This window comes from Undibacterium sp. TJN25, assembly GCF_049339885.1.
Taxonomy (GTDB): Bacteria; Pseudomonadota; Gammaproteobacteria; order Burkholderiales; family Burkholderiaceae_D; genus Undibacterium.
Window position 1 is genome coordinate 635297 of sequence record NZ_JBMPPM010000002.1, and the last position, 18914, is coordinate 654210.

Below are 18914 nucleotides of genomic sequence, written 5' to 3' on the forward strand. Positions count from 1 at the left end.
AGGAGACCGCTGTGCAAACAACCACCTATAAAATCCGTGGCATCGACGATGTCATATCCTTCATTAATTCATGTCCAGGCATACATGGCAGGGCCGGCCTCATCTGGTGGCTCGCACTGGGCGGATTGTTTCTTGACGCATTTTCCAATTCCGCATTAAGCGCCGGGCTAGGCCCGATGACGCGTGACCTGCATCTTGCTGCGGCGCAGGTTGCGCTGCTTACTTCATTCGCTTCCTGGGTGGCTGTTGCCTTCAATCCCATAGGCGGCTGGATGGCCGACCGCTGGGGCCGTGTGCGACCTTTGATACTCGCAAAAATCCTGGCCGTGACCGGCGCGGTGCTGGTTGTGTTTGCCCCTAGTTTTGACATGATACTGGTCGGTCGTTTCTTCGTCGGCGCAGCCTATGGCATAGACTTCGCCATTGCAATGGCAGTGCTGGCAGAATTCACGCCGGTGAAATTAAAGAGCCGGCTCAATACCTGGCAAGGCATGTGGTACACCGCCGTGTGCACCAACCTGCTGCTGGCCATGCTGTTCTACTCATGGAATGTCGGTGATTCCATCTGGCGCTATTCGGTAGCTGCGACTGCGGTTTTCGGCGTGACGATACTGGTGCTGCAACTCGTGTTTCTAGTGGAAAGCCCTACATGGCTGGCCCGCAAGGAAAAACTGGTGGAAGCTGCGCAGGCAATGACCCGCATCTACGGCAGGCCATTTGTTGCTGCGCCGGTGGAAGAGCGCCTGCCGGTCCTTAACCAGGCAAAACGCGGCCTGGCCAATGTGCTGCTGATCTTCCGCGGCGTCTATCTGCCGCGCACCATCCTCGCTGCAACCGTGCAGATAGGCCAGTCCGTCCAGTATTTCGGCATCGGCTGGTATCTGCCGCTGATCAGTTCCGCATTGTTCGGCAAGGATTTTATCTACGCCACGCTGGGCGCACTGGTCTTCAACGTATGCGGCATCTTCGGTGGGTTCATGTCTCCGACCATAGGGAGGAAGCTGGGCCTACGCCGTGCTTCCGCATTTGGTTTCGCTGCTGTATTCGTCATGCTGCTGATCCTCGGCTTGTTCCAGGAACAATTGCCTCTGTGGCTAGCCGTGCTCGTGCCCTCGCTGTTCATCCTGTTTCACTCAGGCGGCCCCGGCGCCAATGGCAAAAGCCTTTCTTCATTGTCCTTCCGCAGCGAGCTGCGCGCCGGTGCGAACGGCATTATCGGCGCACTGGGTTCGATAGGTGCGGCAATAGGTTTGCTGGTCTTTCCTTTGTTCCGCCAGAGCTATGGTCTGGAAAAGACCTTCCTGATCCTGTCGGTAGTACCGCTAATCGCCAGCATTATCTGCTTCACGATCAAGTGGGACCCCACACGCACTACCATCAACCCGGATAATGAAGCGGATGCACCGCAGTTCAAGGGAGACGAACCGGCGGATTCGGCTTACCTCAATCCAGCCATGGGAAATTCTCCACGATGACAAAAAACAAGGACGTCATTCTTGCGATCGACGAGGGCACCTCCGGTACGCGTTCCGCGACGGTGGATGCTGAGGGCCGCGTCTGCTGCCTCGAGTATATGGCCCTGGCGGTGGACACTCCGCGGCCGGGCGTCGTCGAGCAGGATGCCAACGCAATCCTGGAAAAGACGATTGCCGTTTGCCGTGCCACGATCGTGCGTGCCAGGCAAGAGCAGTTGAACATCGTCGCGCTTGCGATTGCAACGCAGCGGGCCACGGCGGTACTGTGGGATACCCGGACCGGAAGGGCGCTCGTGCCCGCGATGGTCTGGCAGGACACGCGGTATGTCGGTGAGCTGGATAAGCTGGCGCCGGTGTGGGACAAGACGCTGGTCGAATCGGTGGGGCGTCCGGTCGGGGTCCGCTCGCTGTACCTGTGGGCGGTCCGCCACCTGAAGGAGACGCCGGCGGTTGCCCAGGCGTTCAGCGAAGACCGCCTGGCTTTTGGATCCATCGACAGCTGGCTGCTATGGCATTTTTCCGACCGCCGCGCCTGTGTCAGTACGCCAACCAACGCGACCTCTGCCAATGCCTACATCCTGGCGGAACACCGTTACCGGCTGGATTGGATCGATGCGCTGGGCTTCCCTCACGCATTGTTGCCAGAGCTGCGACAGGATGCCGACGATTTCGGCCGCACCAGGCCGGAGTTGCTGGATATCGATGTGCCCATACTTGCCTGCGCCGGCGACCAGCATGCGGGCGCGATAGGCCTGGGTTGTCTTGACCGCGGCCAGACCATGTGCGTGCACGGCACCGGCAGTTTTGTCGACACCATCATAGGTCCCATGCAGCCGGCCAACGCCGGTCTGTACGACGGCACGTTGACGATGACCGCGCGCCGCCAGCATGGCGTGTCGCACCTCGCGGTGGAGACTTTTGTAGCCACCACAGGGTCGGCACTGAACTGGGTCTGCGAAAAACTGCGCTGGTTCGAGAACGCAGCACAGATCAGTACGCTGGCTGCCACCGTGCAGTCTGCCCGCGGTGTGACTTTTATCCCGGCGCTGACAGGGTTGCGGGTGCCGAAGATGCAGTCCGACGCGCGTGCATCCCTGACCGGTGTGTGCATTGCAACGACGCAGGCCGAGGTGGCTTACGCAATTCTCGAAGGCATCGCGCATTCGGTTGTTTCCTGCATAGAAGCCAACGAAGAAGTGTCTGGCGTCCAGGTTTCTGAACTGGTCGTGGGCGGCGGGCTCTCCGGCAGCGATGCACTGCTGCAGATCCAGGCCGACCTGACAGGCATACCGATACGGCGCATGTGTGAAACCGATCGTGCCAGCCTGCGCGGCATTGCCTTCCTGGCGGGCTCTTCCGGCTTGCTGTGGGATTCGCTGCAGCAGGCCAGGGAGTCCATTGCAATCGACAGAATATTTACGCCTGCAATCGATGCCGGCGAACGCGCCCGGCGCCGCGCGCTATGGCATTCCAGGGTGGAGTCCGAACTCAGGCACGCAGAGACATTCGGCAACAATTGATTACGACATAAAAACAGGAGCTTGTTGAACAATGATGGTTTTACCATTCACAAAGCACAGGAAGGACCGTGCCGACATGACGCATACCGAGCCCTTGCGGCTGGTTCGCGAGGAACAGCTGGATCGCCTCGGCAGCGAGCATTTCGACATCATCATCGTGGGCGGCGGCGTTACCGGCGCTTACGCGGCGCTGGATGCCAGCCTGCGCGGCTACCGCGTGGCGCTGATAGAGAAGGATGACTTTGCTTCCGGCACGTCGTCCAAGTCATCGAAGATGGTGCATGGCGGATTACGCTACATAGAACAGGGCAACCTGAGCCTGGTACGGCACTCGCTGCTGGAGCGCCAGCGTCTACGGAGAAATGCGCGGCACCTGGTGCAAAGGCTGCCGTTTCTGTTTCCTGTCATGGAAAAAGACGGCGTCTTCGACAAGCGCCTGGCCAAGGCGTTCGGCAGCCTGCTATGGACCTACGATATCGCCGGGGGCTGGCGCGAAGGGATACTACACCAGAAACTGACCAAGGCGGAAGTGCTGTCGCATTGCCCCACCTTCAATGAAGAACACCTGACCGGCGGCTATATGTATTACGACGCCCGCGTGGATGACGCCAGGCTGACGCTGGATATTGCCCGTACCGCGGCATTCCACGGTGCGGCGGTGGCCAACCATGCCAAGGTGACAGAGATTACCCGCAATAGCCACGGCAAGGTGGACGGTGTCATCATCAAGGCGGGCGACAGGGAAATACGCGCCAGAGCGGGCGTCGTCGTCATGGCCACCGGTGTGTGGTTGCGGGACTGGACCGGCGGCAAGAAAGGCGAGCAACAGACACTGCATGTGAGGCCGGCCAAAGGCGTGCACATCGCGGTGCCGTGGCTGAAGATACGCAACGACTGCACGGTGACCATTCCCGTGCCGGGAAGGAACCGGCGCGCGACGATCACCCGCTGGGGCAACGTGTCCTACCTGGGTACCACCGATGAAGACTACCAGGGCGACCTGGACAACGTCTGCTGCACGCGGCAGGAGCTTGATTTCCTGCTGGAAGGCGCGCGCTCGGCACTGAAGACCGACCTGCAGGCAGAAGACGTGGTCGGCAGCATTGCCGGCTGCCGGCCGCTGGTCGCACCGCCAGGCGGCAAAACGCTGGAGATCAAGCGCAATCATGAAATCAGGATCGCCAATGACGGCCTGGTCACTATCGTTGGCGGAAAACTGACGACATCCCGGCACATGGCAGAACAGACGATAGACGCAGCCCAGAAAGTCATCGGCAAAAGTAAAGGCTGCCTGACCAAGTCGGCCTACCTGCTGGGCGCCGCGGGCTATGACGCGCAGGCGATTGTTGCTTCCGGCGGCTTGTCGGCGCATCTGGGTGAGCGTTACGGCACTGAAGCGCGCTTTGTCAGCGACATACTGCAGGCAGATTCACGTTTGCTGGCGCCAGTCGTCGAGGGGTTGCCGCATACCGAGGCTGAAATCGTCTATGCCGCGCGGCACGAACTGGCCGGCACGGTGGACGATGTACTGTCGCGCCGCATTCGCGCCCGGCTGATGGCGCGCGACGCCTCGGCCCGCGCCGCAGTGCGCGTTGGAGAAATTTTACAGGCCGAACTCGGATTGTCCGAGGCGGTCGTAGCGCAGCAGGTAAAGGATTACCTGGCTGCTGTCGAACACGAAAAATCCGTTCTTATGGGAGATAAATAGCATGATCAGCAAAGAAGCAATCAAACGTGGTTACAACCGTGGCAACTATATCGTCGGCGCGCATACGCCACCGTCCTATGCCGCGAACCTGAAAGAAAATTCCGGCAGTATCGTTAGCACCGGCACTGCCGGCATGCAGCGCGCAGCCGTCGCCGTCGGCGCCGCACATATCGCCGCTTTGCAAGGCGTGGCCGATGAGGTGCTGACCGATACCGGCAGCGTCGTCGAATGGACACGCGACTGGTGGGCTGCTTCGATGGTGTCGGAAACTGCCGGCAAACCGGCAACGACCGAGGGCGTCATCGTCAAGGTGTCATCGGTGGAGCAGATCCAGGCTGTCATGCGCATGGCCAATGAAGCCGCTATCCCGGTGACAGTGTCCGCCGGCCGTAGCAATGTGACCGGCGCGGCCTTGCCGTTGCGCGGTGGCATCGTGCTGGACGTCTGTAAGCTGAACAGGTTCCTGGGTATTGATAAGGAGAGCCAGATCGTTGAAGTGGAAGCCGGCATGTTTGGCGACGTGTTCGAACAGATCATCCAGGGCGAGCATGGCATGACAATGGGCCACTGGCCGTCTTCATTCGGCATCAGCACGGTAGGCGGATGGGTTGCCTGCCGCGGTGCCGGCCAGCTGTCCACCCGCTACGGGAAAATCGAAGACATGGTGTTCGGCATGGATGTGGTGCTGGCGGACGGCAGCCTGATCAGTGTCGGTGGGTATTCCCGCGCAGCGCTGGGGTCGGATTTGCAGCAGTTGTTCATCGGTTCGGAAGGCACTCTGGGCGTCATCGTGCGGGTGCGTTTGAAGCTGCACCGGCTGCCGGACTACGGCCGCGCCATTGCCTATGGTTTCAAGAGCTTTGCCATCGGCCTGGATGCCTGCCGCGAAATCATGCAGCGCGGCGGTAATCCCGCAGCCTTGCGTCTGTACGATGAGCTCGAAAGCGGCGTGCAATTCGGCCTGCCCGATCTGAACGTCTTGCTGGTCGCAGATGAAGGAGCCGCCGGAATCGTTGATGCGGTCATGGCGATCAGCGAGCAGGTATGCCGGGAAATGGGCGAGAAACTGGACGGAGGCACTATTTTTGAAAAATGGCTGGATACGCGCTACCTGACCGGGAAAAGCTCGGAAGGTTTCAAACGCAGCCCGGGCTTTGTATCCGATACGCTGGAAATGATCGGCCGCTGGAGCGATCTGCCGGCGATCTATACCGAAGTGGTGGATGCACTCAAGGCGGTGCCGGGCACACTCGCGGGTTCGGCCCACCAGTCGCACGCCTACGTGGACGGCGCCTGCCTGTATTTTTCGCTACGGGGCGAGGTGGAAGTCGAAAACCGTGCCAAATGGTATCGCCAGGCCTGGGATGCTGCAAATGAGGTGCTGATCAAATACAATGCAGCATTAAGCCATCATCACGGCGTAGGCCTGCTGCGGGCACCGTACATGAGTGCGTCGCTGGGTAGTGCCTTCCCTGTGCTGGAAGCAGTCAAGCGCACGCTGGACCCGAAAAATATTCTCAATCCCGGCAAGCTGGGGTTGAGCGATGCATTAGCACACGAAGCGAGTCAATAAACTGCATGGATAAGTCACTTGGAGCACGCCTGACCCGGCACCCTGTTATCGCCACGCTCTACGGCAGCGAGCAGATAGATATTTTCGTCGATAGCGTCGCCGAAATTTCTATCGTCGCCAACGTGGAACTACGCAAGCTGTCGCCGGTCATCGCCAAGCTGACCAGGGCAGGTAAGTATGTCATTGTCAATATCGACAGTTGCGAGGGCTTGTCGCAGGACAAGGGCGGGGTGGAATACCTGGCCGATATCGGGGTGACCAGCCTGGTATCGACCCGGGTAGCGACCATACAGCGTGCCAACCGGGCGGGCCTGGTGTCAATGCAGAAGGTATTCGTGACGGACCGTTCTACCTGGCCGCGCAGCGTCAAGGCGCTGGAGCAAAGCGACCCCAATCTGGTGCAACTGATGCCGGCGCCCATGCTGTCGCACCTGTCCGAACAAGACCGCAAGGCCATGCCGCCTATCGTGGGTTCTGGTTTTGTCTGCAACGAGGAAGACATCCGCAGCGCGCTCAGGCATGGTGCGGTGGCGGTCTCCACCAGCGATCCGGGGCTATGGAGCCTGGATGCGGAAATATTGAAATCCTGAAATTTAGAAACGATTGGAGCCCAGAATGAGCACTTCCTACCTGCAGGTGATCGCCCATTATTTCGCCCTGCCGGGGAATGGTGACAAGGTGTCCAGCCTGTTGCTTGAGCTTGCACAGGCGACCCGCACCGAGCCCAAGAACCTGTATTACGAATTCTTCCGCTCTCCCGTCGATCCGGATCATTTTGTCATCCTGGAACAATACAGCGATGCAGACGGGCTGACAGACCACCGTAATTCGGAACACTTCCAGCGCCTAGGTTTTGGAACAATCATCCCCTTGCTGGACAGGCGCGAGGTCAGCAGCCATATGGTGATTAGCTAGGCTGCCCGGTGCGGCAAACACCGGCCTGATGTCTCACACATCTTCAATTTCATCATTCGCGCGGCTGCTTACAAGTCCGTCCATCCATCGCCATTCCGGCATTCCCAGCGGGACACGCTGGCTCCCAGCCCAGCCTAGGCAGCAAGCTTAAGCGTTGGCCTGGCGAGTCAAGCGTAACTACGGCAAGCGCAGTGCCCGCCGCTACAGCATCGTCGGAATCTAATCGGTTTATCTCTAACATGTGTTTTTATTCCTTTTTTTTGAGACGGGCTGCGGTGGCCTGCCAGCTCGACCGGCCCACTGACCCCGCCGAGATTACCATTCTGCTCCGGCGAAGAATAATGAATAAATTATGCAAACCGATATCAAAAACGGAATAAATTCTCTATCCCCAGCATATTCATATTGATATCAAAAGTGCCCAAAATGTGATTGGACAGTGATGGCTTACCTTTCTAACATCGTTAAAAAATCGGTAAGGGCCATACGCTTCAGGGCTGCGGCACCTGCCAATACAATGGCCTTGGGGCCGCTGCACATTTGAAAATGGCAGTCAAACAAACCGGAGATAGTCATGAAATTAACACGTAGAACCGTGCTGGGCCGTGCATTGGCGCTTGGATTTGCTGTCTGTAGCATGGCGGGTAGTTCCGCAGCATTTGCGGCAAAACCGCTGGTGATGGGGTTTTCACAAGTCGGCGCCGAGAGCGAGTGGCGCACTGCCAACACGGCGTCGATCAAGGATGCCGCAAAAAAAGACGGCGTTACGCTGAAGTTCGCTGACGCCCAGCAAAAACAGGAAAACCAGGTTAAGGCAATCCGTTCCTTCATTGCGCAGAAGGTGGATGTCATCGCTTTTTCTCCCGTAGTCGAATCCGGCTGGGACACCGTGCTGCAAGAAGCCAAAGCGGCCAAGATTCCGGTGATTCTGACTGACCGCGCCGTCAATGTGACGGACAAATCGTTGTACGTCACGTTCATCGGTTCCGATTTTGTGGAAGAAGGGCACCGCGCCGGACGCTGGCTGCTGGAGCGCGCGAAGAAAACGCCGGACGCCACGCTCAATATCGTTGAGCTGCAGGGCACGGTGGGATCGGCGCCGGCGATAGACCGCAAGGCCGGATTCGAACAGGAAATTGCCTCCAATCCCAAGCTGAAGATCATACGCTCGCAAACCGGTGACTTCACCCGCGCCAAGGGCAAGGAAGTGATGGAAGCTTTCCTGAAAGCGGAAGGCAAAAAGATCAATGTGCTGTATGCGCATAACGACGATATGGCAATCGGTGCAATCCAGGCGATAGAAGAGGCTGGACTGAAGCCAGGCACGGATATCATCGTGGTGTCGATAGACGGCGTCAAAGGTGCATTTGAGGCAATGATTGCCGGTAAGCTCAATGTCACCGTGGAATGCAGCCCTTTGCTCGGCCCCCAGCTGATGCAGATTGCACGTGATGTTGTCGCCGGCAAGCCTGTGCCCAAACGCATTACGACGGAGGAGGGCGTGTTCCCGGCAGAAGTGGCCGCTAAAGAATTCCCGAACCGTAAATATTGACCGGGATTCAGCGTTTCTCCATGGCCGCCTGAAAAGCGGCCATGGCACTTCAGTGGCTAGTAGTGAACCCTGCAAGCCCAGCGAATCTGTCAGGCGCACTTTCTCACATCAACTTAATTCATGATCAAACACGCGCATGCAGCGGCGACAGCTGCCGTCCCGGTGCTGGAGCTGAGCAGTATCTCCAAGGCATTTCCCGGTGTGAAAGCGCTCAGTGAGGTGGGCTTGCGCTTGTATCCGGGTGAAGTGCACACGCTGATGGGGCAGAACGGCGCCGGCAAATCGACACTGATCAAGGTGCTGACCGGCGTCTATGCGCCCGACAGCGGCCAGATCCTGCTCGACGGAAAACCGGTGCAGCCACGCTCGACGCTGGATGCGCAACATCTCGGCATCAGTACCGTCTATCAGGAAGTGAATCTTTGCCCCAATCTGTCGGTCGCCGAAAATATTTTCATCGGACGCTATCCGGCACGGCGCGGCGCCATCGACTGGCGCGCGATGCAGCATCAGGCGACGGCCTTGCTGCAGCGATTGCAGATCCAGATAGACGTGACATTGCCACTGTCCTGCTATCCGCTGGCGGTCCAGCAGATGGTGGCGATTTCGCGCGCGCTGAACATTTCTGCGCGGGTACTGATCCTTGATGAGCCTACCTCCAGCCTCGATGATGCGGAAGTGCAGTTGCTGTTCAGCGTATTGAGCGGCTTGCGCGAGCAAGGCATGGCGATTTTGTTCGTTACCCACTTCCTGGACCAGACTTACGCAATTTCAGACCGCATTACCGTGCTGCGCAACGGCGTGAGGGAAGGCGAATACGCATGCAGCGCCTTATCGCGGCTGGCGCTGGTCAACAAGATGGTGGGCGCCTCGGCGGAAGATGCAACTGAAACAGCGGGAGTGGATGCATCAGATGCAGCAGATCCAGTGGACGGCCCCGATAATGCCACCGACAGGAAAACAGGCGGCGGCGAGATGTTTCTGCAAGCCCGCAGCCTGGGCCGCCAGGGTGCACTGGCGCCGCTCGATCTTGATATTCATAAAGGCGAGTTGCTGGGGCTCTGCGGCTTGCTGGGCTCCGGGCGTACTGAGGCAGCCCGGCTGTTGTTCGGCGCCGATAAGGCTGACAGCGGCACTATCGCCATTGCCGGGCGCAAAGGACACATGGGCAGCTTTAGCTCGCCGCGCGATGCGATCGCAGCCGGCATCGGTTTCTGCTCGGAAGACCGCAAGCTTGAAGGAGCGATTTTGGCGTTGTCCGTACGGGAAAACATCATCCTGGCGTTGCAGGCAAGGACAGGCTTGCTGCATGCCATTTCACGCAAGCGGCAGCAGGCGCTGGCGAACGACTATATCAAGTGGCTGGGGATTAAAACGCCGGACATCGACACGCCCATCGCTTCGCTGTCCGGAGGCAACCAGCAAAAAGTCCTGCTGGCGCGCTGGCTTGCAACTGCGCCCGACATGCTGATTCTCGACGAGCCTACCCGTGGCATCGACGTGCGCGCCAAGCAGGAGATCATGGACTATGTCACGGCCTTGTGCCGGAAGGGGATGGCAATTTTATTCATCTCGTCCGAATTGTCGGAGGTTCTGCGCTGCAGCGACCGCATCGTCGTAATGCGCGACCGTAAGGCATGCGGCGAATATGGTCGAGGGGAACTCGATGAAACTTCTGTGCTGCAAGTCATCGCGGGAGAAAGTCTGTGAGCGCCCAAAGCAATATGGAAACAGTCAATACATCAAGGCTTGCCACCCGCCTCCTGGCCCATTTGCAAGCGGCCGGCATACGGGCGTATGTACAGCACCCGCTAGGCAGACCGCTGGCTGCGCTGGCAGTCCTGTTGCTGGCCGGCTTTCTGCTGATTCCCGGCTTCTTCCATTTCACCGTCAGGGACGGGCATCTGTATGGCAGCCTGATTGACATCGTCAACCGTGCAGCTCCTCTGATGCTGACCGCTCTGGGCATGACGCTGGTGGTCGCCACGCGCGGTATCGATATCTCGGTTGGTGCAGTGGTGGCTATTTCCGGCACCGTGGCTGCGATGCTGACCGGCGGCAACCTGGTCATGCATGACGGCGTGCCGGAATATGTCAGCCGCATCCCCATGATGTGGGCCCTGCTGGCGGCGATGGCGGCCGCGTTGTTATGTGGGGCATGGAACGGCCTGCTGGTCGCTACCCTGGGCCTGCAGCCGATTATCGCCACGCTGATATTAATGGTGGCCGGCCGCGGGCTGGCGCAGCTGCTGACAGATGGGCAGATCATCACTGTCTACTACAAACCGTTTTTCTTCCTCGGGAGCGGCTACCTGTTCGGCCTGCCGTTTTCATTGTGCGTGGTGGCCGCGGTATTCGTGGCTATTGCGCTGGTATTGCGCAAGACTGCGCTGGGCCTGTTTATCCAGGCGGCCGGCATCAATCCGGTGGCAGCCCGGCTGGCAGGCGTGAAAACAGGCGCTCTTATCTTCTTTGTCTATTTGTTCTGCAGCGCCTGCGCCGGTCTGGCGGGCTTGATGATCAGCGCCAATATCAAAAGCGCGGATGCCAATAATGCAGGCTTGCTGCTGGAGCTGGATGCCATCCTTGCGGTAACGCTAGGCGGTACGTCTCTCGAAGGCGGCAAGTTCAATCTGGCAGGCAGCCTTGTCGGCGCACTCTTCATCCAGACGCTGACGTATGTCATTTATTCACTGGGCGTGCCACCCGAAGTGAACATGGTCGTTAAATCGGTGGTGGTGTTTCTGGTATGCCTGTCGCAATCCTCTGAGTTCAAGCGCATGTGGTCGCGGGGCTTTTCGAAAAAAACACAGTCGTGAGCACATATTCCATCATGAAAAGCCTCGCCAGAACCTGGTCTGCCCTGTTGATATCGCCGTACTTCACTTCGCTGGTAACGGTGCTGTTGCTGATGCTGATGTTCGCCATGGGCTCGGTAAGCTATGCCGGCTTCTTTTCCCTGCAGGTCGTGCTGAACCTGCTGATCGACAATGCTTTTTTGCTGGTGATTGCAATCGGCATGAGCTTCGTGATTCTGTCGGGCGGTATTGATTTGTCCGTGGGGTCGGTGCTGGCGCTGACGACCATGGTATCGGCCTGGCTGCTGCAGCGCTGGCACTGGCCGCCACTGGTGGTGATTGCCTCGGTACTGCTGATGGGCAGCCTGTTCGGTGCAGCGATGGGCGCGCTGATCCATTACTTCAAGTTGCAGGCTTTTATCGTGACACTGTCGGGAATGTTCCTGGCACGCGGCCTTTGCTACCTGATCAGCATCAACTCCATCACGATCGATGATCCGCTGTATGTGACCATGTCGCAGACCCGGCTGGAATTCCTGGGTGCCTTCATATCGCCCAGCGTTTTGATTGCCTTGCTGACGCTGGCGCTGGCCGTTTTCGCTGCGCACTACACCCGTTTTGGCCGGGCGGTATATGCAATTGGAGGAAACGAGCAATCTGCGCTGTTAATGGGCCTGCCGGTTGGCCGCACCAAGGTGCTGGTCTATGCATTCAGCGGCTTTTGCGCGGCATTGGCGGGAGTGCTGTTTTCATTCTACATGCTGTCCGGCTATGGCTTGCATGCGCAGGGCACTGAGCTGGACGCAATTGCCGCGGTTGTCATCGGCGGCACCTTATTGACCGGCGGCTATGGCTATGTCGCCGGCGCGCTCTCTGGCGTGTTGATCCTCGGCGTCATCCAGACGCTGATCTCATTCGACGGCACGCTGAGCTCCTGGTGGACCAGGATCGTCATCGGCATGCTGCTGTTCATTTTCTGTCTCGTGCAACGACTGATGGCCATCGGCAAGACAGGCCGCAGCGCACCGCCGCGACTACAGGCTTAGGCGTACGCGTAAGGCTGCGCCGAAATGGAAGCCGGGCGGCCTTCCATTAATTCGGCCAGCAGCGCTGCGCTGCCGCAGGCGAGCGTCCAGCCCAAGGCGCCGTGTCCCACGTTCAGGTAAAGGCCGCCGACGGGAGATTTGCCGATGATGGGCAGGCCGGTTGGCGTGGCAGGGCGGAAGCCGGCCCACGGCGACAAGGACGCATGGTCGGACAGGTCGCCGCAACCGGGGAACAATTCCTTGGTGCCGCTAACCAGTTCCTGTACCGCGCGCTGCGGAATACTGCGATCCATGCCGACGATCTCCACACGTCCGGCAACCCGCAGCCTGTCGCCCAGCCGTGCATAGACGATCTTGCGCGACAGATCTGTAATTGACACCTGGGGTGCGGCTCCAGCAGAGTCAGCGTCAACCGGCACGGTAATGCTATAGCCTTTTAATGGATATACCGGCAGTGCAAAGCCCAGCTTGCGGGCAAAAGCCGCGCTGTCCACGCCCATCGCCAGCACAAAACTATCGGCCTCTATCTCCCGGCCGCCGGCGCTTACTGCACGCAAGCTGTTATTGCTGATACTGGCTCCGCTGACGGAAGTATTCGGCAGGAAGTGGAATTGCGCTGAAGATGTCATGCTTTCCAGCAGTTGAGAACAAAACAGCGCGCAGTCGCCGGCTTCTTCGCTGGCGGTATAGACGCCGCCGGCCCATTGCCTGCTCGATGCCGCCAACGCAGGTTCAATTTCCAGGCAGCGGGCTGCGCTGATCACTTGCTGGCTGCAACCGTAAGCAGCCTGAAAATCCACCTGGGAGCGTGCTGACTCCAATGCCGCCGCGTCGGTAAACATCACCAGCTTGCCGGCAGTGCGGTAGGCAAAATCGAGCGGCGTGGCAGCCAGCATCTGCGCCAGCTTGTCGCGGCTGAAAAATGCCAGTTGCAGCAGGTCGATGGTCGTGCGTTTTACCTGTTGCGTATTGCTGGCGGCCAGGAACTTGATCAGCCAGCTCCATTGCGCAGGGTCCAGCCTAGGCTTCAGCGTCAGCGGCGAATCGGGGCTGAACAGGTAGTGCGGCCATTTGCTCCATACGGAAGGATCGGCCAGCGGTGCAACGTACGAGTAGCTTAGCTGGGCGCCATTGCCGTAGCTGGTCATGCGGCCCGGCTCCGCCTGCGACTCCACCAGGGTGACCTCGTGGCCGGCACGCAATAGTTGGTGGGCAGTGGTGACGCCGATCACGCCTGCACCGAGTACGCAGATATGCATTTTTGTTTTCTGGTAGGAGATTTATTGCATCATGGTACGCAAATGCAGTAAAAATGTCCCATGCAAAATTGGCATATCGTAGCCGCCATAAAGTTATGGCTGGAGTGCGGGGCAGGCTCCAGCCATACTAGGTCTGTTGCTACAAGGGCAATGGCTATTCGCTGGTTGTCCATTCCACGTTGGCGCCGACGGATCGCAGGTTTTCAACAAAACGGGGATGCGCGCGCCGGATCGGCAGCGCATTCGTGATTTCGGAGCGTCCTTCTATACTGGCCGCCACCATCAGCAATGCAATCGCCACACGGATGATGTAAGGGCTTTCCACGGTCGCGGGGCTCAGGCGCAGACCGCCGAAAGTGATCAGCCGGTGCGGATCGGACTGGAACACATGGGCGCCGAATTTGGACAGCTCGCCCGACCATCCCAGGGCGCCGTCATAGACCTTGTTCCAGAACATGACGCTGCCTTCCGCCTTGACGCCCAATGCAATAAAGATGGGCAGCAGGTCGACCGGCAGGTAAGGCCACGGCGCAGCTTCCACCTTGGTGAGGATATTTTGCGTAAACGGCTGACGCACCTTCAGCGGTCCGTCCAGCACGGTGCGCGACCAGCCGTCGCGATGCTCTACTGTCACGCCGAATTTTGCAAAGGTGCGGTCTATCAGCGGAAATTGTTCCGGCGCACTGTTCTTGACCACGATATTGCCGCCGGTGATGGCGCCCAGCGCCAGAAAGGTTGCAATTTCATGAAAATCTTCGCTGAAGCGGAATTCTCCGCCGCCCAGCTTGTGTCCACCTTCCACGACCACATGCGACGTGCCTATGCCCCTGATCGGCACCCCCAGCATTTCCATGAAGCGGCAGAATTCCTGTACGTGCGGCTCAGAAGCGGCGTTCACCAGCGTCGAGGTGCCGTTGGCCGAGGCGGCACACAGCACAAAATTTTCGGTGGTGGTAACGGAGGCATAATCCAGCCAGTGCTGGTTTGCGGCCATCTGGCCTTCGGTGCGTACGATCAGCGAACCGGGAGTGCGTTCGATATGGGCGCCGAAGCGTTCGAATACTTCCACATGGGGGTCAATCTCGCGCACGCCCAGCGTGCAGCCCTTGACATCGTTTTCCAACCGCGCCACGCCGAAACGGGCCAGCAGCGGCGGCACCAGCATGATGGAAGAGCGCATCTCTTCCGGTAAGCGATGCGTCACGGGGTCGAACGTGGTAGTGCGGTGGTGCAGGTCGAGGATGCCGGTGGAGAAATCCACCGACACGTCGCTGCCCAGCGTACGGAAAATATCGAGGATCTTCTTGACGTCGGTAATCTCCGGCACGCCGATCAGCCGCAGCGGCTGGTCGGTAAGCAGGGTCGCGCACAAGATGGGGAGCACGGCATTCTTGTTGGCGGAGGGGATGATCTCGCCGCTCAGGGGGCGGCCGCCATAGACAATCAGGTTAGACATAATTCGGGCATGCAAATGAGTTAAAGGACGACGGACATATTATCGCATTGCGCGGCACGGGCGGCATGCAGCGGCACTTATTTTCGTGCGCCCCGGCCAGCCCTTATTGAAGGACAAGGGTGGAGGGGCTGCAAGTATATTTACAGACGCTTTCAAATAAGCCATATCTGGGCTAAGCTGGCGGTCCCGCTTTCTATGCGCTTGCCCATGCCGACTACCGAACTGCCGGATACTCCCGACTACGCCGCGATACTGGAGACCATCTGCTCGGAAGTGCAGCCCTTATTGTCACAAGGTAAAGTAGCTGCCTATATTCCCGAGCTTTCCAAGGTATCTCCGGATCATTTCGGCATGGCAGTGTATTGTCTGGATGGGCAAACCTATTCCATCGGCGACGCCCATCAAAAATTTTCGCTGCAAAGCGTGACCAAGCTGTTTGCGCTGGCGCTGGCATTTTCGCGCGAAGGCGACAGCATCTGGAACAGGGTAGGGAGGGAGCCATCCGGCAACCCGTTCAACTCGCTGGTGCAGCTGGAATATGAGAAGGGCAAGCCGCGCAATCCTTTCATCAATGCGGGCGCCCTGGTGATGACGGATATCCTGTCGACCCGCTTTGTGCAGTCGGACATCGCCGTGCTGCAGTTTGCGCGCATGATCGCCGATGAAAATACGGTGGACTTCGATCTTGCAGTGGCACGTTCGGAACGCTCGACCGCGCACCGCAATTATGCGATCGCCCATCTGATGAAGGATTTCGGCAATCTGCATAACCACGTCAAGACCGTCATCGACAGCTACTGCCGCCAGTGCTCGATCACGATGACTTGCGCCGAACTGGCAAAGGCCGGCGCTTTCCTCGCGCAGCACGGCACCATCCCCTGGAGCGGCACGCAGATACTGGATGCCAGCTCTGCCAAGCGGCTGAATGCGCTGATGCTGACTTGCGGCACCTATGATGCGGCCGGGGATTTTGCCTACCGCGTCGGCCTGCCGGCAAAGAGCGGCGTCGGCGGCGGCATACTGGCACTGGTGCCGGGCGAACTGGCAGTCGCCGTATGGTCTCCCAGCCTGGATCATACCGGCAACTCGCTGGCAGGCACCTATGCGCTGGAACGCTTCACGACGCTGACTTCGCGCTCGATTTTCTAGGTTTTTCAGCTCCGCTCCACCTTCTTCCATCAACATCATGGCCGAGCGGTCAATACCGGCATGCCGCAATCCGGCTCAAGGTATTTCGCGGCGCGACAAGGTTTATTTGCCCTTAACAAACTGTTTCCATTACCTCATTGCCGTTATTTATATAGCATGGCAAGATACGCCTGCATTCATAGGGATGCACCCAGACAGGTTACCTCGCCCATCAAGGAGAGAATATGAGCAGCACAGAAAAGCATGAGCAATTCCCCGAATTAAAGCGCCGCCATTTCCTGATGTCGGCTTTAGGTACGGGGCTGGCGGTCGCGGCAGGAGGTTTCCCATTATCTGCTGTTGCTGCGACTACCCATGTATTGCCGTCCCTTCCTTATGCAGAAGATGCGCTGGCGCCGGTGATTTCGGCCAATACCATAGGTTTTCATTACGGCAAGCACCACAAGGGCTATGTCGATACGCTGAACAAGCTGATCGTCGGCACAGAATATGCAGACATGCCGCTGGAAAAAGTCATTCTGGCGACAGCCGGGCAGGCGGACAAAACTGCCATTTTCAATAACTCGGCGCAATTGTGGAACCATACTTTCTACTGGCGCAGCATGCGCCCCAGTGGCGGCGGTGAACCGCCAGCGGCGCTGAAGCAAAAAATTGAAGCTTCTTTTGGCAGCGTGGATGCCTGCAAGAAGGAATTGGCGGCGGCAGCGCTGGGCCAGTTCGGCAGCGGCTGGGCATGGCTGGTGCAAGATGGCGATAAACTGAAAGTGGTGCGCACACCCAACGCGGAACTGCCGCTGACCAAGGGCATGAAGCCGTTGCTGACGATCGATGTCTGGGAGCATGCCTACTATCTTGACTACCAGAACCGCCGCGCGGACTACACCAATGCACTGCTGGATAAGCTGATCAACTGGGGTTTTGCTGCAGAAAATCTGGGCGTCTGATTTCTGTCATTTCAAGCAAGAGTGTTCGGCGGACTGTGAGGTCCGCCTTTTTTTTTGCCCTTGTGATTATCCGAGGAAGCCGATATTGCGGGTCGTGAAGTTGGTGATATTCGGGAAGACGTCATTGATCTGGGTCGTGCTTAGTCCGAACCAGTTCGCCATCGTCGCGCCATACTGGTCGACCGAAAATTGCGGCAGCAGGCTGCCAGACCCCACATCCAGGCTGTGCTTCAGGCCAGTAACCGGAAAGTCGCCATAGATGTTGCCGCCTTTGACGGCGCCGCCGACGACGAAATGATGCGAGCCCCAACCGTGGTCCGTGCCGTCGCCATTACTGGTGAAGGTGCGGCCAAAATCGGAAGCGGTAAACAGGGTTACCTGGCTGCTTAAATCCGCGCCCTGCAGATTGCTCATCATTCCGTCAAAATAGGAGACCGCATGCGACAGGCGTGCCAGCAGGTCGGCCTGAGCCGTCTTCTGGAAATCGTGGGTGTCGAAGCCGCCGAGACTGACGAAGAACACCTGGCGTTTCGCGCCCAGTGCGCTGCGGCCGGCGATGATCCTGGCGACCGTTTGCAGCTGCGTCGCCAGCGAGTTGTTGGCCAGCGCGCCGGTGTTCGGGTTTGTATATTGCGTAGGATTGGGCACGCCGCCGGTACCGGCCGGTGCCATCGCCGGGCTCAGCAGGCTTTGCGCATTGATGGAGCGGTTGGTGACGGCCGCATATTCTTTCTGGAACAGGTTGGACGTATCGCCAGTGATGATGGAGCGGAAGCTGCCCGCAGCGCTGCCAGATCCGAACAGTGTGCCCGTGAGCCCGCCTATCGGTACTGCGCCTGAGGCGCTGACCTGGTACTGGTTGACTGATTTCCCCGCGAGGAACACGGCATTGCCTGCCGTGGAGATGGCGGTGAAGATGGTATTGGTATTGTTGGCCGCCATCAGGTCGCCCATGCGCCCACCCCAGCCATAGGCCGCACCTTCCGGCGCGTAGGCCTGCCACAGCGACTGCTGGTCGTTATGCGAAAACAGCTTGGGCGGAAGGGGAACACTGGCAGCCTTGTACTGGGCCAGTGTCGTCGGCACGATCAGCGGACCTACGTTGCTGACGACGGCAGCCCGGCCTTTGTCAAACAGCGCCTTCATTTCCGTCATGTTCGGGTGCAGTGCAAAGCTGCGGCCTGCCTGCGCGGTCTTTGGCACAATGGGAATGACGCCGCCCTGTGCACCCAACGCCGGCAGTGCGATGGAGCCGGCATCGGTCGTCGTCCGTACGCTTGTGTACTGGCTCCAGGAACTGCTGTCTGTGGCCAATACCGTATTGGCGTGGTCATTGGCGCCGAACAGGAACAGGCAGACAATCGCCTTGTAGTCGCCCGGCGCTGTCTGCGCGGCAGCAGACCCCATGGCGGCCAGGTTCAGCGCAAAGGGCGCGGCCGTTCCGGCGACAGACAGCGCGGACGCCATACGTAAAAATTCGCGGCGTGAAGCATTCGGTTTATTGGACATGATGTTCTCC

Annotated in this window: 15 protein-coding genes; 12 read left to right on the forward strand and 3 right to left on the reverse strand. The window is 58.8% G+C overall.

What is annotated here, in order from left to right:
- Window positions 1-11 precede the first annotated feature (11 nt).
- From ACO0LO_RS06560 to yjfF, 10 genes are all read left to right on the forward strand, one after another.
- Window positions 12-1475 carry an MFS transporter gene (locus ACO0LO_RS06560; RefSeq protein ID WP_422963389.1) on the forward strand — a complete coding sequence of 488 codons (1464 nt, stop codon included), beginning with the start codon at window positions 12-14 and terminating at the stop codon, window positions 1473-1475.
- Entirely contained in the window at window positions 1472-2995 is a 1524-nt protein-coding gene (locus ACO0LO_RS06565; protein ID WP_422963390.1) for an FGGY family carbohydrate kinase, read from the forward strand. The genes ACO0LO_RS06560 and ACO0LO_RS06565 overlap by 4 nt, the downstream gene beginning before the upstream one ends.
- Window positions 2996-3026: 31 nt before the next feature.
- Window positions 3027-4703 (forward strand): FAD-dependent oxidoreductase, encoded by a 1677-nt coding sequence (locus ACO0LO_RS06570; protein WP_422963391.1) that lies wholly within the window; start codon window positions 3027-3029, stop codon window positions 4701-4703.
- Between the two features lies 1 nt (window position 4704).
- Window positions 4705-6276: an FAD-binding oxidoreductase gene (locus ACO0LO_RS06575; protein WP_422963392.1), complete on the forward strand. Its 1572-nt coding sequence runs from the start codon at window positions 4705-4707 to the stop codon at window positions 6274-6276.
- A 5-nt stretch (window positions 6277-6281) separates the two neighbouring features.
- Window positions 6282-6866 (forward strand): glycerol-3-phosphate responsive antiterminator, encoded by a 585-nt coding sequence (locus tag ACO0LO_RS06580; RefSeq protein ID WP_422963393.1) that lies wholly within the window; start codon window positions 6282-6284, stop codon window positions 6864-6866.
- A 25-nt stretch (window positions 6867-6891) separates the two neighbouring features.
- Window positions 6892-7191 carry a putative quinol monooxygenase gene (locus ACO0LO_RS06585; RefSeq protein ID WP_422963394.1) on the forward strand — a complete coding sequence of 100 codons (300 nt, stop codon included), beginning with the start codon at window positions 6892-6894 and terminating at the stop codon, window positions 7189-7191.
- Between the two features lie 574 nt (window positions 7192-7765).
- Window positions 7766-8743, forward strand: coding sequence for a substrate-binding domain-containing protein (locus tag ACO0LO_RS06590; RefSeq protein ID WP_422963395.1), 978 nt, complete (start codon window positions 7766-7768; stop codon window positions 8741-8743).
- 120 nt (window positions 8744-8863) lie between these two features.
- Window positions 8864-10453, forward strand: coding sequence for a sugar ABC transporter ATP-binding protein (locus ACO0LO_RS06595; protein WP_422963396.1), 1590 nt, complete (start codon window positions 8864-8866; stop codon window positions 10451-10453).
- The gene (locus tag ACO0LO_RS06600; protein ID WP_422963397.1) at window positions 10450-11562 is read left to right on the forward strand and encodes an ABC transporter permease; all 1113 of its coding nucleotides are present in this window, start codon (window positions 10450-10452) and stop codon (window positions 11560-11562) included. The genes ACO0LO_RS06595 and ACO0LO_RS06600 overlap by 4 nt, the downstream gene beginning before the upstream one ends.
- Before the next feature lie 14 nt (window positions 11563-11576).
- Entirely contained in the window at window positions 11577-12587 is a 1011-nt protein-coding gene (yjfF, locus tag ACO0LO_RS06605; RefSeq protein WP_422963491.1) for a galactofuranose ABC transporter, permease protein YjfF, read from the forward strand.
- On the opposite strand, the gene ACO0LO_RS06610 is transcribed toward yjfF, so the two are convergent.
- The gene (locus tag ACO0LO_RS06610; RefSeq protein ID WP_422963398.1) at window positions 12584-13846 is read right to left on the reverse strand and encodes a D-amino acid dehydrogenase; all 1263 of its coding nucleotides are present in this window, start codon (window positions 13844-13846) and stop codon (window positions 12584-12586) included. The genes yjfF and ACO0LO_RS06610 overlap by 4 nt on opposite strands.
- A 154-nt stretch (window positions 13847-14000) precedes the next feature.
- On the reverse strand, window positions 14001-15302 hold the full coding sequence (locus tag ACO0LO_RS06615; RefSeq protein WP_422963399.1) for a UDP-N-acetylglucosamine 1-carboxyvinyltransferase: 1302 nt from the start codon (window positions 15300-15302) through the stop codon (window positions 14001-14003).
- 207 nt (window positions 15303-15509) lie between these two features.
- On the opposite strand from ACO0LO_RS06615, the gene ACO0LO_RS06620 reads away from it, so the two are divergent.
- Together ACO0LO_RS06620 and ACO0LO_RS06625 are read left to right on the forward strand one after the other, a co-directional pair.
- Window positions 15510-16451 carry a glutaminase gene (locus ACO0LO_RS06620; RefSeq protein ID WP_422963400.1) on the forward strand — a complete coding sequence of 314 codons (942 nt, stop codon included), beginning with the start codon at window positions 15510-15512 and terminating at the stop codon, window positions 16449-16451.
- A gap of 224 nt (window positions 16452-16675) precedes the next feature.
- A complete protein-coding gene (locus ACO0LO_RS06625; protein WP_422963401.1) occupies window positions 16676-17395 on the forward strand; it encodes a superoxide dismutase in 720 nt (239 codons plus the stop codon).
- A 66-nt stretch (window positions 17396-17461) separates the two neighbouring features.
- Here ACO0LO_RS06625 and ACO0LO_RS06630 read toward each other — a convergent pair whose 3' ends face one another.
- The gene (locus ACO0LO_RS06630) at window positions 17462-18904 is read right to left on the reverse strand and encodes a DUF1501 domain-containing protein (RefSeq protein ID WP_422963402.1); all 1443 of its coding nucleotides are present in this window, start codon (window positions 18902-18904) and stop codon (window positions 17462-17464) included.
- Window positions 18905-18914 lie beyond the last annotated feature (10 nt).